This is a genomic window from Hyphomicrobium sp. (assembly GCF_020852195.1).
Lineage (GTDB): Bacteria > Pseudomonadota > Alphaproteobacteria > Rhizobiales > Hyphomicrobiaceae > Hyphomicrobium_C.
In genome coordinates this window covers 1-26,757 of the sequence record NZ_JADZBI010000126.1, presented here as the reverse complement: position 1 = coordinate 26,757, position 26,757 = coordinate 1, and the positions used below count along the sequence as shown (strand labels likewise).

The following is a 26,757-nucleotide window of genomic DNA, read 5'->3' as shown; positions in this document are numbered from 1 at the left end:
GGCGGTGGGACGGCTTCATCGCCGTCGCCGGCGGCATGACTCCCGCCGCCCAGCGCCTCGCCGAGCGCAACCGCCTCTCCGACATGTTCGAGCGCGAGAAGGCCCAGCGCGCGGAGATGCAGCGCCTCGCCGCCCTTGACAAGGAGGCCGCCGACGCACACGCCGCCGCCGCCGCGGAGGAGAAGCGCCTGCGCACCCTGTGGCGCGAGACGCAGGCCAGCCACGTCGCGACCCGCGATGCGCTCGCCGCCATCGAGCGCCAGGCGCGCGAGACGGAAGCCAGGCTCGCCGCCGTCGCCGAGGCCCGCGAGCAGGCCGAGACCAACCTTCGCGAGGCACAAGCAAGCCTTGACCACATCGAGGACGAGCTCGCGAAGCTTGACGCCGCAGAGGACCCGGCCACCCGGCTGCCCGAGGTACAGAAGGCCGCGCAGGACCGCCGCGCGGCACTTTCCGTCGCGCAGGCGCGCGTCGCCGCGCACGCACGCGAGCGCGAGACGCGCAAGCGCCGCGCGGAGGCAATCGCCGCCGAGCGCACGCGCTGGTCCTCGCGCAGCGAGAGCGCCGCCCAGCACATCGCCGCACTGAAGGAGCGCCTCGCCAAGACCAAGAGCGACATTGCCGCCTTGGAGGAGGTCATCCCGGCCCTGGAGGAGCGCCGCCAGAGCCTGCTCGGCGCCCTCTCCGACGCCGAGTCCGCCCGCAACGCAGCAGCCGACGATCTCGCCCGCGCCGAGAGCGCGGTTCGCGCGGCAGCACAGGCGCTGCGCGAGGCGCAAGGCGCCGTCGCCTCCGCACGCGAGGCCCGCGCACGCACCGAAACGCGGCTCGAAGGCGCCCGCACGCGCCGCCAGGAGGAGGCGCGCCGCATCCGGGAATCGCTGAACGTGAACCCGGACGAATGCCTCGCCCTCGCTGGCCTGACGCCGGCCGAATCCATGCCCGCGCTCCCCGACGCCGACCGCACCTTGCAGCGCCTTAAGACGGATCGCGAGCGCCTGGGCGGCGTCAACCTGCAGGCCGACGACGAGCTCAACGCCTTGCTCGAGCAGATGAGCGGCATGGAGACTGAGAAGGATGACGTCGAGCAGGCCATCGCCAAGCTGCGCGGCGCCATCGGTCAATTGAACCGCGAGGGCAAGAAGCGGCTCGACGAGGCATTCACCACCGTCAACGGCCACTTCCAGCGCCTGTTCACGACGCTGTTCGGCGGCGGCGAGGCCCGCCTCGAGATGATCGAGGGCGAGGACCCGCTCGAAGGCGGCCTCGAGATCGTCGCCAAGCCGCCCGGCAAGAAGCCGGCCACGCTGTCGCTGCTCTCTGGCGGCGAGCAGACGCTGACGGCGCTGTCGCTGATCTTCGCCGTGTTCCTGACCAACCCGTCGCCGATCTGCGTGCTGGACGAGGTGGACGCGCCGCTCGACGACGCCAACGTCGATCGCTTCTGCATGCTGATGGAGAAGATGGCGGAGGAGACGGCAACGCGCTTCCTGGTCATCACGCACCACCCGATGACCATGATGCGCATGAACCGCCTGTTCGGCGTCACGATGGCCGAGAAGGGCATCTCCCAGCTTGTCTCCGTCGACCTCGAGACCGCCAAGTCCTTCCGCGAGGCCGGCTGAGCCCCCTCAGGCCAGCACAAGGCATGTGAATGCCGTCTGCCTCCTCCTCTCAACGTCATCCCGGCGAAGACCGGGACCACGCAGGCTTCCTCTTCCTCGACGTCAAATGGTTGCAACCCCGGCCTTGTCCTCACTGGCGTAGTCGAACAACGGCCAGGAATAGCCCGCGAGCACCGGGAACGCGGCTTCCCACGCATCGGCGTCCTGCCGCGAGAGCCAGGCGCAGATCGGACCAACGGCGTCGCGATACGCCATGCGGGGCGTATAGCCGAGCGTCGTTGCCGCCCGTGTATCCAGAACGAAAGACTGCGGGATCGACCAAGGCGACAAGCCGATCGTATCGGACGCCAGCGGCACGATCCTGCCGCTGTATCCCATGCGCTCTGCGATCAGGGCGCCGACCTCCGCCACGGTCAACGCCTCCGGGTCCGCGATGTTCAGGATGCGGCTCTCCGGATGCTCCAGCGCCGCCGCGGCGAGGGCGGCGATGTTGGCGGCAGCCGTCGTGTGAAAGCGGCTGCGGCCCTCGTAGGCCAGCGGGATGAGGGGCCGGCCGTCCAGCATGCGCTTGACGAACCACCATTCGCGCGGGTGGCTGGAGTGCATGCCGTGGATGGCACCGGGACGCAGGATCGTGACCGGCCGCTCGGCGCCATCGAGCAGCGTCCGCTCGAGGGCAACCTTCCGCGTCGAATAGGTTGCCGGACCGGGATCGACCGTGGGCTGCGTCTCCGTGATTGGGACGGGCAGCTGCGGAAAGCCGTTCTCTTTCGCCTCGTCGAGCGACCGCCCCTGATCGTCGCGATAAACGCTGGCCGACGAAATGACCACGAAAGCGCCGACGTCGCCCTCGATCGCCAGCAGTTGCCGCGCATGCCCATCGTCATAGGCGACCGCATCGATGACGGCGTCCGCGCCGTCGCCGATGACCTTGCCCAAGATGCCCGGCTGCTCCCGGTCCATGGCCACGAACGCCGCGCCGCGCCTGAGGAAGTCTTCCGGACACGCTCGCCCTCCGCGCGCGGCAAGCGTCACATGCCAGCCCCCGTCGAGAAGCTCAGCCGCAACGGCGCGCCCGATTTGGCCCGTCCCGCCGACGATGACGGCCCGCCGGGTCATTTCGTTTCAGCCACAGGGCTGCCCCCAAGAAAGCGTCATCCCGGCGCCATGGCGTTCGGCACATCCGCAGCCCCTAGGTAATCCCAGGCCACACATAACCTCGCGCAAAGCCGCCCCGCCTGCGCGGTTTCGCCGTACCCCGTCCGCAGCCCCAAAAATGTGGCCATTGCTTGACACCGCGAAGCCTCCGGGTATGGTGCGCGCCGTTGGTAATCCGGCCGTTTCAGCCCGTGGGTACTGGCTCGGGTGGGGGAAGCCATGTCGGCGTCGAACGATGACGAAAATCCGGCGCGCGGCGAGCTTTCTCCCGAGGATCGCGAGGCTTTCCGTAAACGCGCGTCCGACCTTGGCACCCGGCTCGATAAGGTCCGGGCCGAGTCCCGCGCCAAGGAGCCTGCGGGACCGGACGGGCGGGCACGCGGGGCGGCCATGGGCCAGGCGATGAAGATCGCCATCGAGCTCGTCGTCGGCATCGCCGTCGGCGGGTTCATCGGCAAGGTGCTGGACGACCAGTTCGGCACGGCGCCGTGGTTGTTGATTTTGTTCCTGATGCTGGGCTTCGCGGCCGGCCTCTTGAACATCATACGCACGGCCCGGCGCCTGCAGGCCGAGGCCGAGCCGCTGCAGCGGAGCGCGAAAGCGGTTCCGGACGACGAGGACGACGACGGAAGGTAGGGGACGGAACATTGGCTGAAGCGGCAGACGTGGCGGGGCATGCGGAAAGCCATGGCCCCATGGCACAGTTCGAGATCAAGCGCCTCGTGCCGCTTGAGCTGTTCGGCTACGACATCTCCTTCACCAACTCGTCCCTGTTCATGGTGCTGGCGTTGGTGCTGATCTCCACCTTCCTGATCCTTGCCATGAGCCGCCGTGCCCTTGTGCCGGGACGCCTCCAATCCATCGCCGAGAGCGTCTACGAGTTCGTCGCCGGTATCGTGCGCGAGAACCTGGGCAAGGAAGGCATGCGCTACTTCCCCTGGGTGTTCACGATCTTCATTTTCATCCTGACGCTCAACATGCTCGGCATGATCCCGGGCTCCTTCACGGTGACGAGCCACATCATCGTCACCTTCGCCCTTGCCGCCATGGTCTGGATCACGGTGACGCTGATCGGCTTTGCACGCCACGGCCTCGGCTACCTGAAGCTGTTCGTGCCCGAGGGCGTGCCGTTCTGGCTGATGCCGCTGATCGTGCCGATCGAGCTCGTCTCCTACCTCATTCGCCCGGTCAGCCTCTCCGTGCGCCTGTTCGCCAACATGATGGCCGGACACACGATGCTGAAGGTCTTCGCCAGCTTCGCGGTGAGCCTGCCCTTCGTCGCCAAGGCTTTCCCGGTTCTGTTCACGGCCGCCTTTACGGGCCTCGAGTTCCTGGTGGCGTTCCTGCAGGCATTCATCTTCACGGTGTTGACCTGCATCTATCTCAACGACGCGGTCCACATGCATCACTGACACGTGCCCGAGAGGGGATCGGGCGGTCTGCCCGGACCCTGACGAACGGCATGCGATCTCAAGCTTCAACCACCGAAAACCTCTAAATGGAGACGACCATGGATCCCCAGGCAGCAAAGTTCATCGGCGCCGGCCTCGCCTGCTTCGCGCTCATCGGCGCCGGCATTGGCATCGGCAACATCTTCGGCAACTACCTGTCGGGCGCCCTGCGCAATCCGTCGGCCGCTCCAGGCCAGTTCACGAACCTGCTGATCGGCTTCGCGCTCGCCGAGGCCACCGGCCTCTTCGGCCTGCTCATCGCGCTGATCATCCTGTTCGGCTGATCTCTGTCTAGGGCGGCAGGCCAGGGCCTCGGTCTCGCACCGAGCGGTTGGCCCGCAGCCGTATCATCCTGGAGAGACCAATGCCTGCAGCGATGACCGCGCTCGTCGCGGCTGCGATCGACGTAGGGACGGATGTCGCGGAGGCCTTCGACGCGCATGACGCGGGCGGAGGCGGCCTTCCGCAGCTCCACGCGCCCGACTTCGCGCCGCAGCTCTTCTGGCTCGCGGTGACCTTCGTGCTCCTGTACTGGATCATGTCGAAGATTGCGCTGCCGCGCATCGGCGAGGTGATCGAGGAGCGCAAGGACCGCATCCAGCGCGACCTGGCCGCGGCCGAGCGCCTCAAGGCCGAGACCGAGAAGGCGCTTGCCTCCTACGAGAAGGCCCTGTCGGACGCGCGCGCCAATGCCTCGACCATCGCACGCCAAACCCGCGAGAGCCTCAATGCCGAGGTCGAAAAGGACCGCAAGGCCGTCGAGGACCAGCTCGCTCGCAAGCTCGCCGACGCCGAGGCCGCCATCGACGCCACCAAGACCAAGGCACTCGCCAGCGTGAAGGACATCGCCGGCGACGCCGTGGTATCCATCGTTGGCACGCTGTCGAACGTCAACGCGACCAAGGACGAGATCGCCCGCGCGCTCGCCGCGTCCGGCGCGGACAAGTGAGGCCGTCATGCTGAACCCCGCCTATCCCGAGTTCTGGGTCCTCATCTCGTTCCTGCTCTTCGTCGCCATCCTCATCTGGAAGGGCGTGCCGGGCCTGATCGGCAAGGCGCTCGACAAGCGCGCCGCCGGCATCCGCACGGAGCTGGACGAGGCCCGCCGCCTGCGCGAGGAGGCCCAGCAGCTCCTGGCAGACTACCAGCGCAAGACGCGCGAGGCCGAGGACGAGGCCAAGTCCATCGTCGAGGCCGCCAAGCGCGAGGCCGAGAGCCTGGCCGCCGAGACGCGCAAGGCCCTGGCCGAGCAGGTCGAGCGCCGCACCAAGGCGGCCGAGGAAAAGATCGCCCGCGCCGAGGCTCAGGCCGTAAACGATGTGCGCGCGGCTGCCGCCGACCTCGCGGTCAAGGCGTCCGAGACCATCCTCAAGGCGAAGCTCGCGGGCGACGCCGGCACGTCGCTGATCGACACCGCCATCCGCGACCTCAAGGGCAAGCTGAACTGACGGCGCCTCGCGCCTCAGACAACATCGCAATCGAGAAAGCCGGGCCCCCACGCCCGGCTTTTTTGTTGGCAGACGGCAACGGATGCCAACCCGACAGCGGAGAAGAGCGCTTGCAAGACTGCATGCCGGCTGACGAATTGTATAATCTCCCGCTTGCGGCCTTCCGCATACGGGGGACGGGGGCGGGAAACATGCAGGACGAAGACACATCGCTTCGGTCGATCGCCGGCTTCGTGGTTATGTTCGGCGTCCTCCCATGCGCGCTGTTCCTGGCCGGCGTGTATCTGTACATCCTCTATTTCAGGCCACTTCCCTACGCCGGCGTCGAGCTGCAGCCCAACATCGTCTACGTCTCCGCGCGTCGCTTCGAAACGCACGGCCTGGAGAGGCTGTCCGCAAACGGCACGTCCATCGACCTTGCGCCTCTGACGGCCCGGTCGCTCGGCGAGCACCTGAAACCGACCGTCACCGTCCTCGTCCACGGCTACAATGCGCAGGAGCACAAGGTGGCCACGTACTTCGCCGGCCTGACGTCCTACCTCCTGGCCGACGGCAAGTATGATGGCTCCATCGTCGTGTTCGACTGGCCAGCCCTCGGAGTGCCCCTTGACGAGCTTCCGACGGCCCAGCGCGTCCAGTTCGAGATGATGGCAAAGAACCGTCCCTATCAGCCGGGCTACGAGCTTGGGATGTACGGCATCGATCAGCGCCGGGCGGCGGACGTCGGTGCGCGATCGTTCCTCGATCTCCTGAAGGCGCTGACCACGACGGAGAACCGCACGATCAACGTGATTGGCCACAGCATGGGATGCTACCTGCTCGCAGAGGCCCTGAAGCGTGATCCCGAAACGTCGTCGGAAATCGCAATCATGAACTGGCTCGCACCCGACATCGACGAAGCCGTTGTCGAAGAGCCGTGGCTCCACACGGCCGTCGGCCGCTTGAGAGGAGGTATCCACGTATACTACTCGAGACATGATACGGTGCTTACCCGCCACTCGCGCATAGCGAACGGGACCGCCCGTCTCGGAGCAACCGGAGCCGGCACAGCGCACAAGCCGCCGGACGGCATGGAGTTCGTCGATATGACGGAGGATCTCGGCACCGGAAACCCTCACGCCGGCTATCTTGCCGACGGCAGTCCCAGCCTGCAGCGGATCGCGAGGCAAATCTCTGCGGCGGCGAACGCGAAACCATGACCGGCGCGCTGCAATGGCTTGAGCCCTGGTATGCGATCGATGACGCGGATGTGGGCGCCGGCCTCGAGCGCCAGCTCGATGTGGAGCTGTCACCCCTCCACGTGCTCTACGGCGAGAGCGTCCGCCTCATCGCCCGCCGCACCGACACCGACGACGCGCTCTTCGCCCTGTCCGATGGACGCGTCGCGGAGGTGCATCTGACCTGGAAGAGCAGCACCGAGGAGGATCCGCGCTGGCCCGCGACGGCCATCTTCGCCTCCCTCGACGAATGGGCCCGCGACAGCATGCGCCCCCTGCACGACGAACTGTCCCGCCTGCAATAAGCGGCCACGCCGGCGGCCGGCCCGCAGTCAGGACTCACGCCACCGTATGGAACCCGTTGTCGGCGTAGACGACGGAACCCGAGAGCGGCGCCGCCGCGTCGCTGACCAGGAACGCCGCGACCCGCCCGATCTCCTCGATGCTGACCAGCCGGCCCGCCGGCGTCCGCTTGCGTACCTCGTCGAGGAGCTCGTCGAAGCGTCCGATGCCCGAGGCCGCGCGCGTCTTCACGGGGCCAGTCGAGATCGCGTGCGCGCGGATGTGCCGCTCGGCGAGGTCCGCCGCGATGTAGCGCACGCTGGCTTCGAGCGCGGCCTTAACCGGCCCCATGAGGTTGTAGTTCTCAACCACGCGGTCGGCGCCGTAGAAGCTGACCGTCAAAAGGCAGCCGCCATCCGTCATCAGGGGCGCCGCGAGCCGCGCCATGCGGATAAACGAATGGCAGGAGACGTCCATGGCCAGCGCAAAGCCCTCGGCCGAGCAGTTGACGACGCTCGTGTGCAGGTCCTCGCGCGGCGCAAAGGCGATCGAATGCAGGAGGAAGTCGAGCCGGCCCCATTCGCGGCCGATCGCCTCGAAGACTTGCTCGAGCTGCCCGGGTATGCGCACGTCGCACGGCACCGTGAGCGTCGCGCCGAGCGCTTCCGCGACCGGCCTGACGAACGGCTCCGCCTTGTCGTTGAGATAGGTGACGGCGAGCTCCGCGCCGGCGTCACGAAACGCCGCGCCGCAGCCCGCCGCGATGCTGTGCGCATTGGCGATGCCCACGACAAGGCCCCGCTTTCCGGCGAGGTCCACAATGGCCGCCATCGATCATCTCCCGCCCTGCACGCGGCACGCCCGCGCCATCGTGATGTGCGAAGAGAAATATGACGGGAGACCAAGCGGCCTCGTGTGACAGAAGGCTGCGGGAGAAGGTCCGGCCGAGCTGCCGGCGAAGGCGGAGGCTCCTCGCTTAACCCGCGTTCGGGGTGTTGCGGTCGAAGCCGACGTAGACCTCGAACTCGCCGGGTCGCGCACCCTCCGGCACGTCGAACGTCACGGTGCGCACCGCCGAGAAATAGCCGATCGGATTCTCGACCGCGACCGATGCGTCGACGCGCAGCTTGTCCTCCGTGACGCGCTCGCGCTTGGCGTCGGTGACGAACACGTTGATGGGCATCGAGATGGGTCCGGAATGACCGCGCGGACCGAGCAGGATGCGTCCCGAGAAGCCGTACTTCACCGTCACCTGCGAGCCGTTCATATGGCATTCGCGCGCGGTCTTGGTGATCTCCCCGCGATGCATGATGGCGAGGCCGTCGCCGACGCGGCCGGGCTCGTAGATAGTGAGATAGCTGTCGCGCGGCCAGGTGACGAAGCGCGGGCAGCCGGGCTGGGCATCACCGCCTGCGAACGAGGGCGCCGCATCGCCTCCGGCCTTGGCCGCGTCGATCAGGTCCTGTTCGCTGACGCCCGTGGGCTCGACGCTGCCCGAGGAGCCGCCAAGGATGCTGGATCCGAACCCCGACGTGAGCGAGCTCATGCCGCACCCCCCGACCGCAACCGCCGCAAAAAGCGCTGCGGCGGTGCCGACGGCCGTGCCGAACCTCCTCATGACGGATTGCGCCATTCCGCTCCGATCCGCATAATCCCCGTGTCGTGTCCGGCCGGTGCCAGGGTGCCCCCGGCCCGTCGCGCCGTTAGGATGCCAGGACAGTCGACTCAAGCTCTATCACCCTTGTCTCGAAGCACAAAGCGGCCGCTCCCGTTGACGCACACCCTCAGAGCCGCACCACCCGAGGACCCCGTTACGATGCCCTCAACCAGAGCCGAGCATAGTCCGCCGACGCGTCCGGCCCTGAATGTCCTCCTGGCCGCCCCGCGCGGGTTCTGCGCGGGTGTCGATCGGGCGATCCAGATCGTCGAGCTGGCGCTGGCCAAGTTCGGCGCACCCGTCTACGTGCGTCATGAGATCGTTCATAACCGGTACGTGGTCGAGTCTCTGAAGGCCAAAGGTGCCGTTTTTGTGGAGGAGCTCAGCGAGATTCCGGACACCGATCAGCCTGTGATCTTTTCAGCACACGGGGTCCCCAAGTCGGTGCCGCTTGCCGCAAGATCCCGCAATCTTTTCGCCATCGACGCCACCTGCCCCCTGGTCTTCAAGGTGCATATGGAAGCCGCCCGCCACCACGCCGAGGGCCGCCGGATCGTGCTGATCGGCCACGCCGGCCACCCGGAGGTCGAGGGCACCACCGGCCAGCTCCCGCCGGGCACGGTAACCTTGATCGAATCGGCGGCCGACGCTGAGGCCTTCGTCCCCGAGGACCCCACCCAGCTCGCCTACGTGACGCAGACGACGCTCTCCGTCGACGACACGGCCGGCATTGTCGCCATCCTGAAACGGCGCTTCCCGTCCATCGTCGGCCCGCACAAGGAGGACATCTGCTACGCCACGACCAACCGCCAGGCGGCCGTCAAGGCCATCGCCGGCAAGGTCGGGCTTGTGCTCGTGGTCGGCGCACCGAACTCGTCGAACTCGCTGCGCCTCGTGGAGGTAGCCGAGCGCGCCGGCTGCCCGAAGGCGGTGCTGATCCAGCGCGCTGCGGACATCCCGTGGGACGAGTTCGAGGGTCTCTCCGCCGTCGGCATAACGGCGGGCGCCTCGGCGCCGGAATCCCTCGTCGACGAGGTGCTCGACTCCCTGAAGGAACGCTTTGCGATCTCGGTCGAGCAGGTTACGACCGCCAGCGAGCGCATTGCCTTTAACGTCCCGCGCGAGCTGCGCGAGCCCGCCGCCTGAAACCGACCGCCACGCATCCGTCCCCTAAAGTCGCCCGAGAAGAAGCCCATGGCCGTTTACACGGAAGTGACGGATGACGAGCTTGCCCCACTTATCGCCGACTACGGCCTGGGCGAGCTGCTCTCCTACAAGGGCATCGCCGAAGGTGTCGAGAACACCAACTTCCTGGTGCACGCGAGCGAGGGCACATTCATCCTCACGCTCTACGAGCGCCGTGTCGACCCCGCCGATCTGCCGTTCTTTCTAGGTCTGCTGGAGCACCTCGCCAAGCGCGGCATCTCCTGCCCGCTGCCGGTGCGAAATCGGGCGGGCGAGGTGCTGACGACCATCGCGGGGCGCACGGCCGCCCTGGTGACATACCTGGAGGGCGTCTGGCCACGCCGTCCCCGCACCGTTCATTGCGGCGCCGTGGGTCGCGCTCTCGCCGAGCTGCACCTCGCAGGCGCGGACTTCCCGATGACACGGCCGAACAGCCTCGGTCTCGAAGGCTGGCATGAGGTGTTCGACCGCTTCGCCACCCGCGCCGACGAGATCGCCCACGGGCTTGGCAACCTCATCGCCTACGAACTCGCCTACCTCGACCGCGCCTGGCCGAGGAGCCTGCCGTCCGGCGTCATTCACGCCGACCTGTTCCCGGACAACGTCTTCTTCGTCGGCGAGCGCCTGTCCGGCCTCATCGACTTCTATTTCGCCTGCAACGACGCCTGGGCCTACGACCTCGCCATCTGCCTCAACGCCTGGTGCTTCGAGGCGGACTTCTCGTTCAACGCCACCAAGGCGCGGGCGCTGCTCACGGCCTATCAGGCACTGAGGCCCCTCACCGCGGCCGAGCGCGAGGCGTTTCCTATCCTGGCCCGCGGAGCGGCCCTGCGCTTTCTCGTCACGCGCGCCTACGACTGGCTGCACACCGACCGCAACGCGCTGGTGAAGCCGCACGACCCCAACGCCTACGTACGCCGCCTCCGCTTCCACCAGGAGGTGACGTCGCCGGGCGAGTACGGCCTGGAGCACGCGCCGTGAGCCGGGAACAGCCGAGGAAGATCGAGATCTACACGGACGGCGCCTGCTCGGGGAACCCTGGCCCCGGCGGCTGGGGCGCGATTCTGATCTGGAACGACCACCGCAAGGAGATCAAAGGCGGCGAAGCTCTCACCACAAACAACCGCATGGAGCTGATGGCGGCCATCTCGGCCCTCGAAGCCTTGAAATTCGGGGTCGAGGCCGACGTCTATACGGACAGCGCCTATGTCCGCAACGGCATCTCGACCTGGATTCACGGCTGGAAGCGCAACGGCTGGCGCACGGCCGACAAGAAGCCGGTCAAGAACGCCGAGCTGTGGCAGCGCCTCGAGCAGGCTTTGGCGCAGCATCGGGTAACGTGGCACTGGGTCAAGGGCCACGCCGGCCACCCGGAGAACGAGCGCGCCGACGAGCTTGCCCGCGAGGGCATGGCCGAGTTCAAGCTCAAGCCCGGCTAGTCAGGTCTCTCGCCCTGGCCCTTCTCACCATGTCGGAAACAGCTTGGCAGGACGATCCGAGGTGCGCCGTCGCACGAGGATTCTGCTGGCGTAGCATTTTGTGGGAACTGGCGTGGATCCAGGCCGTCCATGCGGAGCATAGCTTCGCCATGACGCCGGGATTACGTTGAGATTGGGCAATCGGCAACCACAAAATCCGTCATCCCGACGAAGGTCGGGACCCACGCAAGCTTCCGCGTAAGCACCGCCCGCAGTCGCGCCCAGAACCACAGCAAAAAAGGCCGCCGGCCGGATTCCAGCTGGCGGCCCTTGGTAGCGGCAAAACGGCTCGCGGAGCCGGCTAGCCCACGCGGAACACGGCGCCGGCCACCGACCGGGCACGCGTGCGCACGGCACCGCCGTCGTTTCCGGAGCGGACCAGCCACTGGCCGTTCGGCGCACGGCCGACGATCTCGCCCACGTGGTGGCGCCAGACAACAACGGCGCCGACCTGCGGACTGCTCGCGCGGCCCCACTTGCTCCAGTTCCAGGCCACGTTGAGGTGCGGGCCGCCGCCGCGCTGCGTGCGCATCCACCAGCCGCACCAGGCGCGCGGACGCGGGCCAGCGCCACCGCGGTAGCTTCCCGTGTTGTAGGACTCGGTGCGCGCCGTGTAGCGGCGGGCTTGGCGGGCCTGACGTGCGGCATAGCGCACGCGCTGCCCACGCTGGCGCGAGGCGGCGCGCTGGCGCTTCGCCTTGACCCGGGTTGCACGCGTATCGCTGGTGACGGACGAGGAATGCTGAATGAACGGATTCCAGCTGTCGTCGCGAGACGGACGGGCGTCCGCAGACGTCGCGCCGGCGAACGCACACAGCATCGCCGCGACGGCGAAGACGGTCTTTCTCATCTCTTGGATCCCCTGCTACTTGCTTAACAACTACTTACTGAACGATGGCGCCAGTCGCACAAGCACAGGGCTGAAACAAGGAAACGGAACGCAAGCGCGTCAATATGTCCACTTCGGGAAAAACAGGCTCCCCCGACAGGACATAAGTAATAGCAAAGTATAGATCGTCGGGATCGACTTAGAACGAGGCGAGGACTTTCTCTGCCGTGGCCTTGATATGCTCGGGTGGACTGTCCTCGACAGCGAGATACTGCACCACCCCGTCATCGACCACCATCGCGTACCGCTGGGAGCGAGTCCCGAGCCCGAACTTCGAAAGGTCGATGTCGAGCCCGAGCGCTTTGGCGAAATCGCCGTTCCCGTCGGCGAGCATGGTGATGGCGCCCTGCGCTCCCCGCGCCTTGGCCCAGGCATTGAGGACGAACACGTCGTTGACCGCCGTGCAGGCGATGGTCGTGACCCCCTTGGCCTTGAGGTCGTCCGCATGTCCGACGAACCCCGGCAGGTGGTGCTCGCTACAGGTCGGCGTAAAGGCGCCCGGCACCGCGAACAGCACGACCTTCTTACCCTTGAAAAGATCGCCGGACGAGGCTGGCTTGGGGCCGTCCTCGCCCATCACCGTGAACGTGGCCTCTGGCAGCCTGTCGCCAACCTTAATGCTCATGGATCTCTCTCCAAGCCTGCTTCTATTGAGTTGTATGAGGGGTTATTCCACGACGAACGTGGCGAACGAGGCGCCGGTTGCGCTGACCAGCGTGACAGTAACGGTCTTGCCCTTGAGCGCAGCGAGGTCCACGTCGGCGCCGAGCGGCGCCTCGAACACGGCCCCCCCGCCACCTTCGGCGCCGTCGACGCGCTCGGGAAGCGGCAGGAACAGCCCGTCCGGGGCTTCGAGAAACACATCGGCGCCGGCATCTCCCTCGGGAAAGCGCGCCTCGATCGTGATCTTGGACGCCGCCCCGTCGAGAGTTGCACGGGCCGCAGTCAGCACGGGATCACCCGGAGCAAGCTTGTCCTGCGGCCTCGGAACCTGATCGAGCGCCTGAACGGCATCCGCAGGCAGCACCTCGGAGTCGTCGGCCGCAACATCGAGCGCCAACTCCGCCTCGGCGGGGATGCAGATATCCTTGCAGATGCCATAGTGGAGACCGACCACGAGCGAGGCCGGCGCATCGGGCCGTTGCAGCGTCAAGGCAACCGGCAGCACGACGCCGCCCTCGTAGCCGATCGTGCTGCCGGCCTTGTCGGTGAAGCGCTGCGGAGCCGGGAACGCCACCTCAGCGGCGGCCAGGTTCGACGACTTCGACCAGTCGAACGACGGCGGCAGGCCACCCGCATCGCCCGGCGTGCGCCAGTAAGTTTTCCAGCCGGGCTCGAGCACGATCTCGACGAAGGCGCGCACGACGCCCGAATCATCGGACGCCAGCCGGCCGGCCAGCAGCCTCACCTTGGCCTTGTGTCCTTCGACCCACGGCGAACTAGCCGCCATGGCTTGCGCCGCCCCGCTTGAAGCCGCCGCGGCGAGAGCAAATATGGCAGTGGTAGCAAGCTGCAGAAGGCGGGTTCTCGAACTCGTCATCAGCCTCAACTCTCAGGCATGCCGGCGTGCACAAATACTTAGCACATCGGCCACGCTATATCAGATCGGGATACGAGCATATTTGACCACAACGCAACTTTCGGGCTCTCTGGATTTGACAGCTTCACAGGCGCCCGCCCCGGGGGCTAGTCTCTCGCCATGAGTACGCCGAAGACGAAGCGCAGGAGGCGCGGCGACAGTTGCCTCAAGGGGCAGCTTCTCGTTGCCATGCCGTTGATGACCGATCGGCGGTTCGCCCGCTCCGTGATCTATATCTGCGCCCATTCCGACGACGGCGCCATGGGGCTCATCATAAACCACCGCGCCGACCACATCAGCTTTCCCGACCTGCTCGAGCGGCTCGGCATCATCCCGCAGGGCGCCGAGGACGGCATCTCGAACGACATCCTCGAGCGGCAGGTCCATGTCGGCGGTCCGGTCGAGACCGGGCGCGGCTTCGTCCTGCACACATCCGACTATCATTCGAGTGAATCGACGCTGCCGATCGATCGCGACGTGAGCCTCACCGCCTCGATCGAGATCCTGAAGGCCATTGCACAAGGTGAAGGTCCAGTGCACGCGATGCTGGCGCTCGGCTACGCAGGCTGGTCTGCAGGCCAGCTCGAAAGCGAGATCCAGGCCAACGGCTGGCTGCATTGCCCGCCCGACCTCAATCTGCTGTTCGATCCCGACGTCGAAGGCAAGTACGTGCGCGCGCTGGCCAAGATCGGCGTCGACCCCTCGCATCTCGTGAACGACGCCGGCCACGCCTGACAAGGTTAGCGTGCGTGGGCAGCCGGTAGCGCTCATTGCGCAGCCGCTCGATGCCTGTTGCGCCCGTTATCTCAATTCAATTCGACTTGCGCGATACGCCGGCAAGGCGTGCGAGGCTCTCCGCGATCGCAGGCGGAAGGTTCGAGAAATCCGGCTCCGGTCGTATGGAAGCGGGCTTGCCGGCGCCGGCCGCAACGGTCGTCGGAGGTCGCGTCGGCTGGGGCCGTTGGACTGACGCACCCGAGTTGAGCGGCGGCGGGAACGGCGGCACGGGCGCCGCCGTCGCGGCGGGCGGGAGAGGCGGCGGAGGAGGCGGCGCCGACTGCACGAGGATCGGCCGCTGCGGAACATCGGCAAGCTGAGGCGGCAATGGCGGCGGGGGCGGCATCGCGCTGACGGGGCTCGGCGCCGAAGGAACAGGCGGCGGCCTGAGCTGCGTGGGCGGAGGTCGCAGTGGCGGCGGACCGCTCGGACCGTTGGCAAGCGGCGGGCGCGCCTTGTTCGACGCGGCCGGTCTGGTCGTCGCATCCGCCGAGACGTCGGGCAGAACGTCCGCGAGTCGGGTCGCATGCGGAGCCGGCGGCGGGGGAGGTTGTGCGAGCCCGGCGCGTGCCGCACCGGCATGCGCAGGCTGCAGCGGCACCACCGGCGGCGGCACACCCTGCAATGGGGCAGCAGGCTCGCGCACGGCACCGTTGGCGGTTTCCTGGCGCAAGCGCCCGAGACGCCCCTTACGCGGAGCGGACGCCGCGGCGGCACCGTTCTCGGCGGGCGACGGAGGCGGATGGGCACCGTTCACAGCATGCGGCCGCGCGGCCCCGTTTGCACCATTAGCGTGAGGTGCATGCGCGCCGTTGGCAGCGGCCTGCGGCTGGGCGGCCGCTGCATCGGGCTTCTTCACCGCCGCACCCTGCCGTGCGGACTTCTTCTTGGGCTTCGGCCGGAACACGCCGACCGGCTTGTGCTTGTTCTCGCTCATCCTGACCGCGGCCAGCACCTGGGCCACCTCGGTCTCCGCAATGGCGTTGCCGCAATAGGGCCCTTGCGCATATTCGCACTCGATCGAGCGCAGGAAGCTCACCTCGTTGGCGGTCTCGATCCCCTTGGCCACGACCTTCTTGCCAAGCTCATGCGCGAGCGCCACCATCGAGCGCACGAGCGCGCTGTCGTTGCCGCCTTTGACGGCGCCGGCCTGCATAAACGCCTGATCGATCTTGATCGTGTCGAACGGCAGCCGCTCGAGATAGGACAGCGACGAGTAGCCGGTGCCGAACTCGTCGATCACGATCTCCGCGCCCGCACCCCTGAGCCATTCGAGGACCTCGGTCGATTGCTCGGGATTCTCGAGCGCAACCTGCTCGGTCACCTCGAGGCGGATCGAGCCCTTGGGCACCACGGTGCGTCCCAGGATGTGGCGGATCTCCTGCACCACCTCCTGCCGGAACAGGTGGCGGCTCGAGATATTGACGCTGACGAACAGCGGCGCCTCGCTGCGCGGAAACTCCTTCTGCCAGGCGATAACATCGCGCGAGGTGCGCTGCAGGAGGTAGGCTCCGAGCTTGACGATGAGGTCGGTATCCTCGACCAGCGGCGCGAACGCGACAGGATCGACGGGGCCGAGCTGAGGATGGTCCCAGCGGGCGACCGCCTCGAATCCCGCAAGCTCCTCGGTCGGCAGGTAGATGACGGGCAGATATGCGACGCGGAGCTGGTTCTTCTCCATGGCGCGGCGCAGGTCCGCTTCCAGCGCCCGCCGGTCGTCTTGGTCGCCGCGCATCTCCGGAGAGAACACCTCGATGCGGTCGGCCCCGGCGCGCTTGGCGCGGAACATGGCGATCTCGGCCTTCTTGAGCAGGTCCGCGTGGCTCGTCTCCTCGCCGTCGTGCGCGGCAATGCCGATGGAGCCCGTGAGTACGATCTCCTGCCCCGCGATCTTGATCGGCGAGCGCAGGGAGCGGCGGATCCGCTCCGCGTGCTGCGCGAGCTCCGGCACTGGCTGGTCCTGCAGCAGAAGCAGCGCGAAGCGGTCGCCCGCGATGCGCCCCAGCGTATCGTTGGGACCGAGATGGCGCTGCAGGCGGCGTGCGATGGTGAGCAGCAGGCTGTCGCCAAGCACCAGCCCCAGCGATGAGTTGAGGCTCGTGAACTTGTCGATGTCGATGATGAGCACAGTCGGCCGGATCTGCGGCTCGGACTTGGCGCGCGCCATCGCCACCTGCAGCCGGTCGAGCAGAAGCTCGCGGTTGGGCAGCCCCGTCAGGCTGTCGTGCACCGCGTCGTGCAGAAGCCGCTCGTGCGCGCGCTTGGCGTCCGTCACATCGCGAATGAGACCGACGCACTTGAACGAGCGCGGATCGGAGCCCGGCACGCCCGCGGCCTCGAGCTCGAACCAGCGAGAGTTGTTGTCGGCCTGCCGCAGGCGGAAATCGCAGCAGATCTTGCCGTCGCGCCGCTCCTGCACCGTGAACAGCGCCAGTCGGAACCGCTCCCGGTCCGACGGATGCAGGTGACGCAGGAACTCGTCGGTGCGCGACGAAAGATCGCCGGGCATGAGCCCGAGCAGCAGTTCCACCGCCGGGCTGACTTTCACCTCGTCGCGCCTGGCGTTCCATTCCCACACCGCCGCGCCCGAGGCGTCGACGGCGATCGAGCGCGCCTGCAGTTCCGACGGCGCGGCCCCGTAGAGCGGCTCGATCGAGCGGAAGGCGTATTGCGTGACCGTGAAGCCGATCGAGAGCAGGATCAGCACCAGCCCCGAGACGAGCCCGAACACCACGACCTCGCCCGAGAGCTTGCCCGTGAGCGCGACGCCGGCGCCGAAGATCCAGACCAGGAACAGGATCCAGGTCGGGATGAGGGACAGCGCCCGATCCTGGCCGCGCAGCGCGAGGAACAGGATGAGCCCGGTTCCCGTGAACCCGATGAACACGAACGACAGCCGCGCGAAGGTAGCCGCGAGGCGCGGGTCGATGATCGCCACCGCAATGAGCGAGAACTGCGCCACCAGCCAGACCGTGATCAGCATCCGCACGAGGCCGTGCCACAGCGCGAGTCTCAGGAACACGTGCAGGAACACGACGAGGCTCGCGGCGAGCGCCGCCTCCGAGGCCGCGCGATAGACGGCGTTCGCCTCGGGCTTCAGCAGGAACAGCTTGTGGAAGAAGCCGAAGTCGACGCAGAGGTAGGCGAGCGCACACCAGGCGACCAGCGCCGCGGCGGGAAACACCAGCTTGTGGTTGGCGGCGAAGATCGCCGTGAGGAAGATCGCGAGCAGGCCCGTGAGGCCGAGCAGCACGCCGTTAAAGAGCTGGCGGTCGGAGATCTTGATTTCGTAGTCGAGCGGCTTCCAGAGGTAGAGGCGCGTGAAGCGCTCGGAGGAAAGCTCGGCGACATAGGTGATGGTCTGGCCGGGCTCGAGCGTGATACGGAACACGTCGGCACGGTCGCTCTTGATGCGCTCCGGCACGAAGCCGATGGAGGGCATCACCTTCTCGATGCGCCGCGCGTCGAGATCCGGCCACACGACGCCGGAGCCGATGACGCTGTAGCGGTCGGCCGACAGCCAGCGCTCCACCGGCTTGTCGGTCGGATTGGTGAGCGCGAACACCACCCAGTTCGGGTTGGTGCCCGGCGTCGTCGCGTCGACCGACATGCGCCCGGCGAGCCCGTCGGCGCCGGCTGCCGTCTCCACCTGCAGGCTGTCGCCGCGGGATTCGTAGAGGTCGCCGAGCGTGGTGATCTCGACCCGCCCCTGATCCGAGCCGATCTCGATCGCCTTGAGCGCGAGCGCCGGCTCGGGATGCGCCAGGAGCGCCACGAGCCCGGCGAGCAGCACGAGCGAGAACCGGAGCGCGCCGGAGGCCGCCGGAATGATCCGGAGCATGGGCTTCCACGATCCCCTCACCGCTCGACCTCCCGCGCCATCCAGTCCTCGGCAAGGATCGCGAACAGGAGGTGGTCCTGCCACGTGCCGTTGATCTTGAGATAGCGCCGCGCGAGACCTTCCTCGACGAAGCCCGCGCGCCTCAGCACGCCGACCGAGCGCGCATTGCCGGGCTGCGCGGCCGCCTCGACGCGGTGCAGCCTGAGCGACTCGAAGGCGTGCGGCAGCACGGCGCGCACTGCCACCGTCATGTGACCCTTGCCGACGAACGGAAGGCCGAGCCAGTAGCCGAGCATCGCCGACTGCGTGACCCCGCGCCGGACATTGGAAAGGGTGAGGCCACCGATCAGCCGGTCGCTTTCGGCCTCGAACACGAGAAAGGCATAGCCGAGGTCGTCACGCGCCTCGCGCTGGTAGTGCTTGATTCGCCGCCGATAGGCGCTTTTCGTGAGGTCGTCGCGCGGCCAGGCGGGCTCCCACGGCACGAGATGCGCACGGCTCAGCGCCCTGAGCTCCGCCCAGGAGACGTAGTCGCCGGGTTGAGGCGGACGCAGCCAGACGCCGCGGCCCTGAATGACCGCCCATTCCGTCGCGTTTCCGGCCCTCAGGAACGCCATCAGGCTGTCCTTGCCTCCGAGCTGACCGATCCGCGGCCCATCCGTTGCGCGGCCTCCGACGCAAGCCGCTCCGACGCCTTGCCGGCTCCGACCACGGCGACCGATGGCCGCCGCGCGGTGAGGCCCTGCGCGAACAGGGCGACGTCCTCTACGCTCACATCATCCACCTTGCGGATCAGCTCGTCGCTGCCGACGATCCGTCCGTGCGCCAACATATGCCGCGCCATCTGCTCGGCACGGGCCGAAGATGATTCGAGGCTAATTAGCAGCCCGGCCTTGAGCTGAGCTTTCGCCCGGTTGAGCTCGGCTGCGGAAGGACCGCGCCCGGCCACATCCTCGAGCTCCGCGCCCGTCACGTCTATGAGGCTGGCCATCAGCTCGGTCCCCGTCGCCGCGTGCACCGCAAGAAGACCCGTGTCGCCGAGCCCCCACGCGGACGAATAGATCGAATAGCAAAGCCCTCGCTTCTCCCGGGCCTCCTGGAACAGGCGGGATGACATCCCCCCGCCGAAGAGCCCCGAAAAGACCTGGGCCGTGAAATACGCATTGTCACGATAGGAAGGCCCTTCGAACGCGAGCGCAAGATGGCTCTGCTCGAAGCGCTTCTGCCGCCAGCGGACGCCGCCGTGGTACTGTGCCGGCTCCTCCCCCGCACCTTGATCCTGAGTGAGCCTTCCGAATAGGGCCTCAGCGTGGCGAACCAGTGGCGCGTGCTGGGTTGCCCCCGCCGCAGAAAGCACCATCCGCTGGGGCTTGTAGTGCCTCTTGAGGAAGGCCGAGAGGTCGGCCGGCGTGAAGCGGCGCACGTTGGCTGCCGGCCCGAGAATAGTCCGCCCGATCGGCTGCCCCGGATAGGCCGCGTCGTTGACCAGCTCGAAGGCGATGTCCTCCGGCATGTCGCGCGTGCCGGCGATCTCCTGCAGGATCACCTCACGCTCGCGCTCCAGCTCGTCCGGTAAAAACCTTGAGTTGAGCAGGATATCCGCCAGCAGCTCAAGCGCGACGCCCTCGTCCCCCTTGAGCACGCGGGCGAAATAGGCCGTCGTCTCGAGCCCGGTGGCAGCGTTGAGTTCTCCGCCCACGGCCTCGATCTCCTCGGCGATCGCCTGTGCCGTACGGGAGGCCGTGCCCTTGAACGACATGTGCTCGAGAAAATGCGAGATGCCGTTCTCGTCCGCCCTCTCGTGCCGCGAGCCGACGCCGACCCAGATCCCGAGCGAGGTGGTCTCGAGGTGGGGCATGGTATGGGTGATGACGGTGAGACCGTTGGCGAGCCGCGTGATCTCTTCCGTCATAGCGCACCCGCCGACGCCGCCGGCGGCGCCGCACTCTCGACGAAGCGCTTGACGGCCCCGAGGTCGTTCTCGATCACCGGGAAGCGCTCGGGATCCGTGAGCAGCGACGCAAGCCGCGGCGGCAGCTCCGGCCGCTGGCCCATGATCCGCTCCATGGCATCCGGGAACTTCGCCGGATGCGCCGTCGCAAGCACGATGCCGGGAGCCTCCGCTTGCGAAAGGCTCCGCTCCAGCGCCACGAGCCCGCACGCCGTATGCGGGTCCATCAGATAGCCGCTCACATCCTTCGTGCGCCGGATCGCATCCGCAACGTCCGCCTCGCTTGCTGACGCGGCGGCAAACTCCTGCCTGAACAGCTCGGCGCATTTGCCGAGCTCGAACCGTCCGCCCTGCGCCAGCGTCCCCATGGCGCCGCGGATGAAGCCTGCATCGCGTCCGGAAGCCTCGAACAGGTATCGCTCGAAGTTGGACGAGATCTGGATGTCCATCGACGGCGAGCTGGTCTCGACCACACCTCGCATCTCGTAGACGCCGGTGGCATGCGCGCGCGGCAGGATGTCGTTCTCGTTGGAGGCGATGACGAGCGTCTCGATCGGCAGCCCCATGCGCTTCGCCACCCAGCCGGCGAGGATGTCGCCGAAGTTGCCGGTCGGCACCGCGAAGCTGACCCTGCGATGCGGCGCGCCGAGCGCCACCGCGGCGACGAAGTAATACGTCACCTGCGCCACGATGCGCGCCCAGTTGATGGAGTTCACGCCCGACAGGCTCAAGGCATCGCGGAACGCATGGTCGTTGAACATCGCTTTGACGAGCGCCTGGCAGTCGTCGAAGGTGCCCTTGATGGCGACCGCATGCACGTTGGCCTCCGTGGGCGTCGTCATCATGCGCCGCTGCACGTCTGAGACGCGCCCATCGGGGAAAAGGATCACCACGTCGACGCGCTGCGAGGAACGGAACGCCTCGATGGCCGCGCCACCCGTATCGCCCGAGGTGGCGCCGACGATGGTGGCGCGCCGCCCGCGCCGCGCGAGCGCGGGGTCCATGAGCCGCGCGAGGAGCTGCCTCGCCACGTCCTTGAACGCGAGCGGAGGCCCATGGACCAGCTCGAGCACCCAGCGGTTGCGGTCGATCTGCGTGAGCGGCGTCACCGCCGGATGTCCGAAGCGGCCATAAGCTTCTCGGGCCATGGCAAGCAGCGTCGCCCTGTCGATCGAATCCCCGACGAACGGCGCCATCACCTCCGCGGCCACCTCCGCGAAAGGCCGCCCCGCGAACGACGCGATCGTAGCCGGCGCGAGCGTCGGCCAGGTCTCCGGCACGTAAAGCCCGCCGTCGCGCGCGAGTCCGGCCAGCAGCACGTCCTCGAACGTGAGAGAGGCCGCCTCGCCCCGGGTGGAGATGTAAGTCACAGGCTTGCTGTCCTGGGTTGTAGGGCCGCCGCACGGGAATGCGGATCTGCCCTTACGCTGTAAAGGCCCGCCTGCGGGCGATCAAGCAACGGGCTTGCGGGGCCTCCTCCGCACAACCTTAACGCCCCCAACGAGGGAGAGGAAAACTCATTCCGAACCCGGCTCCGAACGCAGCCGTGTCCAGGCGAAGGCCGCGAACACGGCGACAAGCGTCGCCGCGAGCCCGAACCACGTCAACGCGTACTCCAGATGCCGGTTCGGGATGTCGAGCCGCGTCACGCCGCCCTTGGGCCAGCCGCCCGGATTGGCGGGCTCGACGGCGGCATCGACGAAGAACGGCAGCACGCGCGCGCGATCCTGCTCCGAGGCGAGCGAGGCCGTCATGCCCTCGAGGTCGCGCCAATACCAGATGTTGCGGGCGAGGTCCGCATCGGGCTCGAACCAGCCCTTGCTGCCCGGCTTGCGCACGAGGCCCGTCACGGTCACCTGTCCCGCGACCTCGCCGGCTGCGCGGCTGGCCGGGTCCTTCAGTGCATCCGGCACGAAGCCGCGGTTGACGAACAGGAGCCTGCCGCCCTCCGTCTGGAGCGGCGTGTAGATGTGCCAGCCCATCGTGTTGCCCGCGGTGGCGAAGAGGCGCCGCTCGTCCTGGTGACGGAAATGGCCGACCACGGATACCGGCCGGTACTCTTTGTCGGCGAGGCCCTTCCACGCCTCGGGAGGCTGCTCGAGCGGCGCGGGCGGCTTGCCGAGCCCGTCCGCGATCGAGGCCATCAGCCCCTCCTTCCACGCCAGGCGCTGGAGCTGCCAGACGCCGAGCCCGATCAGGACCGGCAGCATCGCAAGCGTGAACACCGCTGGCCAGATCAGGCCGCGCAGTCCGGTGCGCCGTAGCTCGTAGCCTTGCACCATGGTCAGTCTTTGGCCAGCCGGCCTTCTTCCGCCTTGTGGGTCCACTGCAGCGCGATCAGGATCGCCTTCAGGAACCGCAGCAGAATGAACGCCAGGAGCGGCGTCAGGATCCCCCACAGCACCACGTGCACCCAGACCGGCGGCTCGTAGCGGAACTCGACGAACAGGGCACCCCCCAGCACCACGAAGCCGAGGATCAGGATGGCGAACACCGCCGGTCCGTCCCCGGTGTCGATGAACCGGTAGTCGAGCCCGCAGCCGCTGCACGCCGGCCTCAGCATCAGCCCGTTGTGGAACAGCGGGCCGAGCCCGCAGCGCGGACAGCGTGCGAGCGTGCCAGCGAACAGCGGGTTGACGCCTCGCTCCGATGCCTTATCCGTTTCGCCGCCCGCCATGGCCTTCTGCTCCTCGGAATGGACGAAGGGGTCGGGCTCAAGGTCCCGACCCCCACGTTCTACGTCAATCGGCCGAATGACGCGCCTGAAGCGCGATCACTTCGGTCCGAAACTTTAGTGCGCGGCACCCGCGTTGGCACCGGCTCCCCAGACGTAGATGGCCGCGAACAGGAACAGCCAGACCACGTCGACGAAGTGCCAGTACCAGGCAGCAGCCTCGAAGCCGAAATGCTGCTGCGGCGTGAAAGCCCCGCGGATCGCACGGATGAGGCACACGAGCAGGAAGATCGTGCCGATGATCACGTGCGCGCCATGGAAGCCGGTGGCCATGAAGAAGGCCGACCCATAGGCATGGCCGCCGAAGGTGAAGGCGGCGTGCATGTACTCGTAGGCCTGGAAGGCGGTGAAGATGGCGCCGAGGATCACCGTCGCGAGAAGGCCGAGCACGAGACCGCGCCGGTCGTTCTTGAGCAGAGCGTGATGCGCCCAGGTCACCGTGCAGCCCGACGACAGCAGGATCAGCGTGTTGACGAGCGGGATGCCCCAGGGGTCGAAGGTGCCCTTGAAGTAGCCCTCGACCGGAGCGCCCGTGGTCGGAACCACGGCTTCGGTCGCCTCCACCGGGACTGGCGGCCACTGTCCGCCGAACAGCTCGTTCCGCTGCACCATGCCGACGGCTTCTTTCATGTTGTCGATGGTGTGCACGTCCGCCGGGAAGAAGGCGAAATCGAAATAGGCCCAGAACCAGGCCACGAAGAACATCACCTCCGAGGCGATGAACAGGATGATGCCGTAGCGCAGATGGAGTTGCACGACCGGCGTGTGGTCGCCGCGGTTGGCTTCGATGATGACGTCGCGCCACCATAGAAAGGCCGTCGTGGCGAGGCCGAGGAAGCCGAGTAAGAACACCCAAGGCCCCTGCAGCCCGAACAGACCCGAAGCGCCTTCGCCGAGCGAGCGCATCCAGATGATGGCGCCGACGGCAGTCACGAACGCCGACAGCGAGGCCACGAGCGGCCATGGGCTGGGATCGAGCAGATGGTAGTCGTGTTGCTTGCCGTGCGCTTGGGCCATTTTCGTCTCCGTAGTCCCCGTCCGTTTCGTCCCCCCCGGAGCAGCCGGCCCGAACGTGCCGGACCGGTCACCCTGGATCTATCACCTTGAACTCTCGCAGACGCCTGCCGGCGGCCGCAAACCCTCCGTCAACCTCCCCGCCGTTCCTCCTCCGGCGTGACCGCGCCCTTCGGGGCCTCGGCCTTGGCGCCGGTGTCGGCCACGGGATAGAACGTATAGGAAAGTGTGATCTCCTTGATCGCCCACGCATCGCGATCGGTCGCAATCGACGGATCCACGAAGAACGAGACCGGCATGTCGACGCTCTCGCCAGGCGCGAGCGTCTGCTCCGTGAAGCAGAAACACTCGATCTTGCTGAAGAACACGCTTGCCGCATCGGGCGAGACGTTGAAGCTCGCCGTGCCCTTGACCGGCACGTTGGAGGTGTTGTGCGCCTTGTAGAAGGCCAGCATGCTCTCGCCGAGCTTGAGCTGCACAGTGCGCTGCACGGGCTCGAACGTCCACGGCATGCCGGGCGCGACGTTGGCATCGAACCGCACCGTAATGGTACGGTCGGAGACGATATCGGGCGCCTTGTCGGCCCGCATCGGCGTGCCGCCGTAGCCGGTCACCTGGCAGAAGAGGCGATAGAGCGGAACCGCGGCCCACGTCATGGCGCCCATGGTGAGCAACGCGGCGAGGCAGCTCAACACGACGCCGCGGTTCGAGCCCCGGCGCACCGGGTCCCGTTTCGGCTCCGCTGCGGGAGCGCTCGCGTCGTTCTGACCGTCTGTCGTCACATCAGCTCCTTGGTCACCGCCGCGCTAGTGGTTGCCCATGCGCACGATGGTCGCCGCGTAGAACAAAAGCACCAGAAATCCGAGACCGACCGCGATGGCCACCGACCGCAGGCGCTGGCGCCGAAGGCGCTTCGCTTCCTCGTCCGCGTCGTGTGCCACTGCCACCTCTCGGTCTTTGACGTCGATGTATCCCACGGCGCTCACCGGTCCTAGATCTTGAGTGCGAGGTGCTCGCCGAGGAGCACTCCGAACAGAAGGAAGAGATAGAGGATCGAGAAGCCGAACAATTGCTTGGCCGCATGGTCCGCTGCCCGCCCTTCCCGAATCCGCCACACCTTGACGGCGAGATAGATGAAGGCAAGGCCGAGCGCGATCGAGACGGCCGCATAGACGACGCCGCCGAGCCCGATGAAATAGGGCACGACCGCGAGCGGTGTCAGCACCAGCGAATAGAGCAGGATCTGTCGGCGCGTCTCGTCGGCACCCGCCACCACCGGCAGCATCGGCACGCCGACGCGCTCGTAGTCGCGGCAGCGGTAGAGCGCGAGCGCCCAGAAGTGCGGCGGCGTCCACATGAAGATGATGAGGAACAGAAGCACGCTCTCGATGCTCACCGTCCCGGTGACGGCGGCCCATCCGATCATTGGGGGGAACGAACCCGCCGCACCGCCGATGACGATGTTCTGCGGCGTCCGCCGCTTGAGCCACATGGTGTAGAAAAAGACGTAGTAGGCGATTGTCAGCGCCAGCAGCGCACCCGCCACCCAGTTGACGAGCACGCCGAGCGTCACCACCGACATCACCGATAGCACGGAGCCGAAGGCCAGCGCCTCGTCCGCCGTGACGCGCCCGCGCGGGATCGGCCGCGCCGCGGTGCGCGCCATGCGCGCGTCGATATCGGCGTCGTACCACATGTTGAGCGCACCCGAGGCGCCCGCGCCGACGGCGATGCAAAGGATGGCGATCAGCGCCAGAACCGGATGCAGCGTGCCGGGCGCCGCGAACAGACCTGCGAGCGAGGTGAACACCACGAGCGACATCACGCGCGGCTTCATCAGCTCGAGAAAGTCGCCGACCGAAGGCTCCGCGCTGGTCACGGAGCGGGCGAGCGCGCCCTCGGCAGTCAATCCACTCATAGTCTCCCATCCTCCCGCCGCGGGTTGCCCCCGCTTGTGCTGCGCGCAATTCTCCGTTGCGGCCTTGAGATCGCGGTGGGCGGAGGACCGCCCACCTGAGGTTTGAACCTGCGGACGAAGGGCGGAGCTTCCGCCTCCGCCGCTTCGCCTGACGTGTGCCCGAGAGCCCGCTTAGTGGTGCGAGCTGCCGGAGATGCGCGGCAGCGTCTCGAACGAATGGAACGCCGGCGGTGACGGCCGCGTCCACTCGATCGTCGTCGCGCCCGCGCCCCACGGGTTGTTGCCGGCCGGCACCTTGCGGGCCAGCGCGACGAACACGCCGATGAAGAAGCAGAGCGTTCCGACCGCCGTCATGTACGAGCCGATCGACGAGACATAGTTCCAGAACGCGTAGGCGTCCGGATAGTCCACGTAGCGGCGCGGCATGCCTGCGAGGCCGAGGAAATGCTGCGGGAAGAACAGCACGTTGGCGCCGACGAACGTGATCCAGAAGTGCAGCTTGCCCCAGAACTCCGAGTACATGTAGCCGGTCATCTTCGGGAACCAGTAGTAG

28 protein-coding genes and 1 pseudogene are annotated in these 26,757 nt (G+C 67.3%); 12 read left to right on the top strand and 17 right to left on the bottom strand.

The window, feature by feature from the left end; genetic code table 11:
• A pseudogene (locus IT540_RS10160) lies at window positions 1–1,625 on the top strand (chromosome segregation protein SMC); the annotation flags it as partial.
• 102 nt (window positions 1,626–1,727) lie between these two features.
• Here the strand turns inward: IT540_RS10160 and IT540_RS10155 are convergent.
• Window positions 1,728–2,744 (bottom strand): NAD-dependent epimerase/dehydratase family protein, encoded by a 1,017-nt coding sequence (locus IT540_RS10155; protein WP_291176728.1) that lies wholly within the window; start codon window positions 2,742–2,744, stop codon window positions 1,728–1,730.
• Between the two features lie 258 nt (window positions 2,745–3,002).
• On the opposite strand from IT540_RS10155, the gene IT540_RS10150 reads away from it, so the two are divergent.
• The 7 genes from IT540_RS10150 (at window position 3,003) to IT540_RS10120 (ending at window position 7,204) form a co-directional block, all read left to right on the top strand.
• Window positions 3,003–3,419 (top strand): AtpZ/AtpI family protein, encoded by a 417-nt coding sequence (locus IT540_RS10150; RefSeq protein ID WP_291176725.1) that lies wholly within the window; start codon window positions 3,003–3,005, stop codon window positions 3,417–3,419.
• A 59-nt stretch (window positions 3,420–3,478) separates the two neighbouring features.
• On the top strand, window positions 3,479–4,195 hold the full coding sequence (locus IT540_RS10145) for a F0F1 ATP synthase subunit A (protein ID WP_291176731.1): 717 nt from the start codon (window positions 3,479–3,481) through the stop codon (window positions 4,193–4,195).
• A gap of 98 nt (window positions 4,196–4,293) precedes the next feature.
• Window positions 4,294–4,518 carry a F0F1 ATP synthase subunit C gene (locus IT540_RS10140; protein WP_026867805.1) on the top strand — a complete coding sequence of 75 codons (225 nt, stop codon included), beginning with the start codon at window positions 4,294–4,296 and terminating at the stop codon, window positions 4,516–4,518.
• Window positions 4,519–4,598: 80 nt separating this feature from the next.
• Window positions 4,599–5,183, top strand: coding sequence for a F0F1 ATP synthase subunit B' (locus tag IT540_RS10135; protein WP_291176722.1), 585 nt, complete (start codon window positions 4,599–4,601; stop codon window positions 5,181–5,183).
• 7 nt (window positions 5,184–5,190) lie between these two features.
• Complete coding sequence (gene atpF / locus IT540_RS10130; RefSeq protein WP_291176719.1) at window positions 5,191–5,682, top strand: F0F1 ATP synthase subunit B; 492 nt, start codon at window positions 5,191–5,193, stop codon at window positions 5,680–5,682.
• A gap of 191 nt (window positions 5,683–5,873) precedes the next feature.
• Window positions 5,874–6,881, top strand: coding sequence for an alpha/beta fold hydrolase (locus tag IT540_RS10125; RefSeq protein ID WP_291176716.1), 1,008 nt, complete (start codon window positions 5,874–5,876; stop codon window positions 6,879–6,881).
• Window positions 6,878–7,204: a hypothetical protein gene (locus tag IT540_RS10120; protein ID WP_291176713.1), complete on the top strand. Its 327-nt coding sequence runs from the start codon at window positions 6,878–6,880 to the stop codon at window positions 7,202–7,204. The genes IT540_RS10125 and IT540_RS10120 overlap by 4 nt, the downstream gene beginning before the upstream one ends.
• Window positions 7,205–7,238: 34 nt before the next feature.
• Here the strand turns inward: IT540_RS10120 and fabI are convergent, their stop codons facing one another.
• Entirely contained in the window at window positions 7,239–8,012 is a 774-nt protein-coding gene (gene fabI / locus IT540_RS10115) for an enoyl-ACP reductase FabI (RefSeq protein WP_291176710.1), read from the bottom strand.
• Window positions 8,013–8,157: 145 nt separating this feature from the next.
• Complete coding sequence (locus IT540_RS10110) at window positions 8,158–8,814, bottom strand: hypothetical protein (RefSeq protein ID WP_291176707.1); 657 nt, start codon at window positions 8,812–8,814, stop codon at window positions 8,158–8,160.
• A gap of 183 nt (window positions 8,815–8,997) precedes the next feature.
• On the opposite strand from IT540_RS10110, the gene ispH reads away from it, so the two are divergent.
• Genes ispH through rnhA form a run of 3 tightly spaced genes read left to right on the top strand, consistent with a single transcriptional unit; the run spans window position 8,998 to window position 11,462 of the window.
• The gene (gene ispH, locus IT540_RS10105; RefSeq protein ID WP_291176704.1) at window positions 8,998–9,984 is read left to right on the top strand and encodes a 4-hydroxy-3-methylbut-2-enyl diphosphate reductase; all 987 of its coding nucleotides are present in this window, start codon (window positions 8,998–9,000) and stop codon (window positions 9,982–9,984) included.
• A 48-nt stretch (window positions 9,985–10,032) separates the two neighbouring features.
• Window positions 10,033–11,004 (top strand): homoserine kinase, encoded by a 972-nt coding sequence (locus tag IT540_RS10100; RefSeq protein WP_291176701.1) that lies wholly within the window; start codon window positions 10,033–10,035, stop codon window positions 11,002–11,004.
• Entirely contained in the window at window positions 11,001–11,462 is a 462-nt protein-coding gene (gene rnhA / locus IT540_RS10095) for a ribonuclease HI (RefSeq protein ID WP_291176698.1), read from the top strand. Before IT540_RS10100 ends, rnhA begins: the two co-directional genes overlap by 4 nt.
• Window positions 11,463–11,802: 340 nt before the next feature.
• On the opposite strand, the gene IT540_RS10090 is transcribed toward rnhA, so the two are convergent.
• From IT540_RS10090 to IT540_RS10080, 3 genes are all read right to left on the bottom strand, one after another.
• Entirely contained in the window at window positions 11,803–12,351 is a 549-nt protein-coding gene (locus IT540_RS10090; RefSeq protein WP_291176695.1) for a hypothetical protein, read from the bottom strand.
• Window positions 12,352–12,529: 178 nt separating this feature from the next.
• A complete protein-coding gene (locus IT540_RS10085; RefSeq protein ID WP_291176692.1) occupies window positions 12,530–13,015 on the bottom strand; it encodes a peroxiredoxin in 486 nt (161 codons plus the stop codon).
• A 42-nt stretch (window positions 13,016–13,057) separates the two neighbouring features.
• Window positions 13,058–13,840, bottom strand: coding sequence for a protein-disulfide reductase DsbD domain-containing protein (locus IT540_RS10080; RefSeq protein ID WP_291176689.1), 783 nt, complete (start codon window positions 13,838–13,840; stop codon window positions 13,058–13,060).
• Window positions 13,841–14,089: 249 nt separating this feature from the next.
• Between IT540_RS10080 and IT540_RS10075 the strand changes: the two genes are divergently transcribed.
• A complete protein-coding gene (locus IT540_RS10075) occupies window positions 14,090–14,704 on the top strand; it encodes a YqgE/AlgH family protein (protein WP_291176686.1) in 615 nt (204 codons plus the stop codon).
• Between the two features lie 76 nt (window positions 14,705–14,780).
• On the opposite strand, the gene IT540_RS10070 is transcribed toward IT540_RS10075, so the two are convergent.
• The 11 genes from IT540_RS10070 to IT540_RS10020 form a co-directional block, all read right to left on the bottom strand.
• Window positions 14,781–18,587 (bottom strand): EAL domain-containing protein, encoded by a 3,807-nt coding sequence (locus IT540_RS10070; protein ID WP_291176683.1) that lies wholly within the window; start codon window positions 18,585–18,587, stop codon window positions 14,781–14,783.
• A gap of 17 nt (window positions 18,588–18,604) precedes the next feature.
• Entirely contained in the window at window positions 18,605–19,204 is a 600-nt protein-coding gene (locus tag IT540_RS10065) for a GNAT family protein (protein WP_291176680.1), read from the bottom strand.
• Complete coding sequence (locus IT540_RS10060) at window positions 19,204–20,499, bottom strand: pitrilysin family protein (protein WP_291176677.1); 1,296 nt, start codon at window positions 20,497–20,499, stop codon at window positions 19,204–19,206. The genes IT540_RS10065 and IT540_RS10060 overlap by 1 nt, the downstream gene beginning before the upstream one ends.
• Window positions 20,496–21,908 (bottom strand): threonine synthase, encoded by a 1,413-nt coding sequence (thrC, locus tag IT540_RS10055; RefSeq protein ID WP_291176674.1) that lies wholly within the window; start codon window positions 21,906–21,908, stop codon window positions 20,496–20,498. Before thrC ends, IT540_RS10060 begins: the two co-directional genes overlap by 4 nt.
• A 147-nt stretch (window positions 21,909–22,055) precedes the next feature.
• Window positions 22,056–22,820, bottom strand: coding sequence for an SURF1 family protein (locus IT540_RS10050; protein ID WP_291176670.1), 765 nt, complete (start codon window positions 22,818–22,820; stop codon window positions 22,056–22,058).
• Between the two features lie 2 nt (window positions 22,821–22,822).
• Window positions 22,823–23,215 (bottom strand): DUF983 domain-containing protein, encoded by a 393-nt coding sequence (locus IT540_RS10045; protein WP_291176666.1) that lies wholly within the window; start codon window positions 23,213–23,215, stop codon window positions 22,823–22,825.
• A 114-nt stretch (window positions 23,216–23,329) separates the two neighbouring features.
• Complete coding sequence (locus IT540_RS10040) at window positions 23,330–24,289, bottom strand: cytochrome c oxidase subunit 3 (RefSeq protein WP_291176662.1); 960 nt, start codon at window positions 24,287–24,289, stop codon at window positions 23,330–23,332.
• 128 nt (window positions 24,290–24,417) lie between these two features.
• Window positions 24,418–25,068 carry a cytochrome c oxidase assembly protein gene (locus IT540_RS10035; RefSeq protein WP_291176658.1) on the bottom strand — a complete coding sequence of 217 codons (651 nt, stop codon included), beginning with the start codon at window positions 25,066–25,068 and terminating at the stop codon, window positions 24,418–24,420.
• Between the two features lie 24 nt (window positions 25,069–25,092).
• Window positions 25,093–25,272 (bottom strand): hypothetical protein, encoded by a 180-nt coding sequence (locus IT540_RS10030; protein WP_291176654.1) that lies wholly within the window; start codon window positions 25,270–25,272, stop codon window positions 25,093–25,095.
• A gap of 5 nt (window positions 25,273–25,277) precedes the next feature.
• The gene (locus IT540_RS10025; protein ID WP_291176651.1) at window positions 25,278–26,204 is read right to left on the bottom strand and encodes a heme o synthase; all 927 of its coding nucleotides are present in this window, start codon (window positions 26,202–26,204) and stop codon (window positions 25,278–25,280) included.
• A 171-nt stretch (window positions 26,205–26,375) separates the two neighbouring features.
• The coding region (locus IT540_RS10020; RefSeq protein WP_291176647.1) for a cbb3-type cytochrome c oxidase subunit I at window positions 26,376–26,757 on the bottom strand (382 nt) is incomplete at its 5' end.

Coding starts and splice junctions, on each gene's coding strand:
- IT540_RS10070 (WP_291176683.1), bottom strand. CDS start 18,587: ATGCTCCGGATCATTCCGGCGGCCTCCGGCGCGCTCCGGTTCTCGCTC.
- IT540_RS10090 (WP_291176695.1), bottom strand. CDS start 12,351: ATGAGAAAGACCGTCTTCGCCGTCGCGGCGATGCTGTGTGCGTTCGCC.
- IT540_RS10120 (WP_291176713.1), top strand. CDS start 6,878: ATGACCGGCGCGCTGCAATGGCTTGAGCCCTGGTATGCGATCGATGAC.
- ispH (WP_291176704.1), top strand. CDS start 8,998: ATGCCCTCAACCAGAGCCGAGCATAGTCCGCCGACGCGTCCGGCCCTG.
- IT540_RS10045 (WP_291176666.1), bottom strand. CDS start 23,215: ATGGCGGGCGGCGAAACGGATAAGGCATCGGAGCGAGGCGTCAACCCG.
- IT540_RS10080 (WP_291176689.1), bottom strand. CDS start 13,840: ATGGCGGCTAGTTCGCCGTGGGTCGAAGGACACAAGGCCAAGGTGAGG.
- IT540_RS10110 (WP_291176707.1), bottom strand. CDS start 8,814: ATGGCGCAATCCGTCATGAGGAGGTTCGGCACGGCCGTCGGCACCGCC.
- atpF (WP_291176719.1), top strand. CDS start 5,191: ATGCTGAACCCCGCCTATCCCGAGTTCTGGGTCCTCATCTCGTTCCTG.
- IT540_RS10065 (WP_291176680.1), bottom strand. CDS start 19,204: ATGGCGTTCCTGAGGGCCGGAAACGCGACGGAATGGGCGGTCATTCAG.
- IT540_RS10155 (WP_291176728.1), bottom strand. CDS start 2,744: ATGACCCGGCGGGCCGTCATCGTCGGCGGGACGGGCCAAATCGGGCGC.
- IT540_RS10145 (WP_291176731.1), top strand. CDS start 3,479: ATGGCACAGTTCGAGATCAAGCGCCTCGTGCCGCTTGAGCTGTTCGGC.
- IT540_RS10125 (WP_291176716.1), top strand. CDS start 5,874: ATGCAGGACGAAGACACATCGCTTCGGTCGATCGCCGGCTTCGTGGTT.
- IT540_RS10060 (WP_291176677.1), bottom strand. CDS start 20,499: ATGACGGAAGAGATCACGCGGCTCGCCAACGGTCTCACCGTCATCACC.
- IT540_RS10075 (WP_291176686.1), top strand. CDS start 14,090: ATGAGTACGCCGAAGACGAAGCGCAGGAGGCGCGGCGACAGTTGCCTC.
- IT540_RS10135 (WP_291176722.1), top strand. CDS start 4,599: ATGCCTGCAGCGATGACCGCGCTCGTCGCGGCTGCGATCGACGTAGGG.
- IT540_RS10025 (WP_291176651.1), bottom strand. CDS start 26,204: ATGAGTGGATTGACTGCCGAGGGCGCGCTCGCCCGCTCCGTGACCAGC.
- IT540_RS10140 (WP_026867805.1), top strand. CDS start 4,294: ATGGATCCCCAGGCAGCAAAGTTCATCGGCGCCGGCCTCGCCTGCTTC.
- fabI (WP_291176710.1), bottom strand. CDS start 8,012: ATGGCGGCCATTGTGGACCTCGCCGGAAAGCGGGGCCTTGTCGTGGGC.
- IT540_RS10040 (WP_291176662.1), bottom strand. CDS start 24,289: ATGGCCCAAGCGCACGGCAAGCAACACGACTACCATCTGCTCGATCCC.
- IT540_RS10085 (WP_291176692.1), bottom strand. CDS start 13,015: ATGAGCATTAAGGTTGGCGACAGGCTGCCAGAGGCCACGTTCACGGTG.
- IT540_RS10150 (WP_291176725.1), top strand. CDS start 3,003: ATGTCGGCGTCGAACGATGACGAAAATCCGGCGCGCGGCGAGCTTTCT.
- IT540_RS10050 (WP_291176670.1), bottom strand. CDS start 22,820: ATGGTGCAAGGCTACGAGCTACGGCGCACCGGACTGCGCGGCCTGATC.
- IT540_RS10100 (WP_291176701.1), top strand. CDS start 10,033: ATGGCCGTTTACACGGAAGTGACGGATGACGAGCTTGCCCCACTTATC.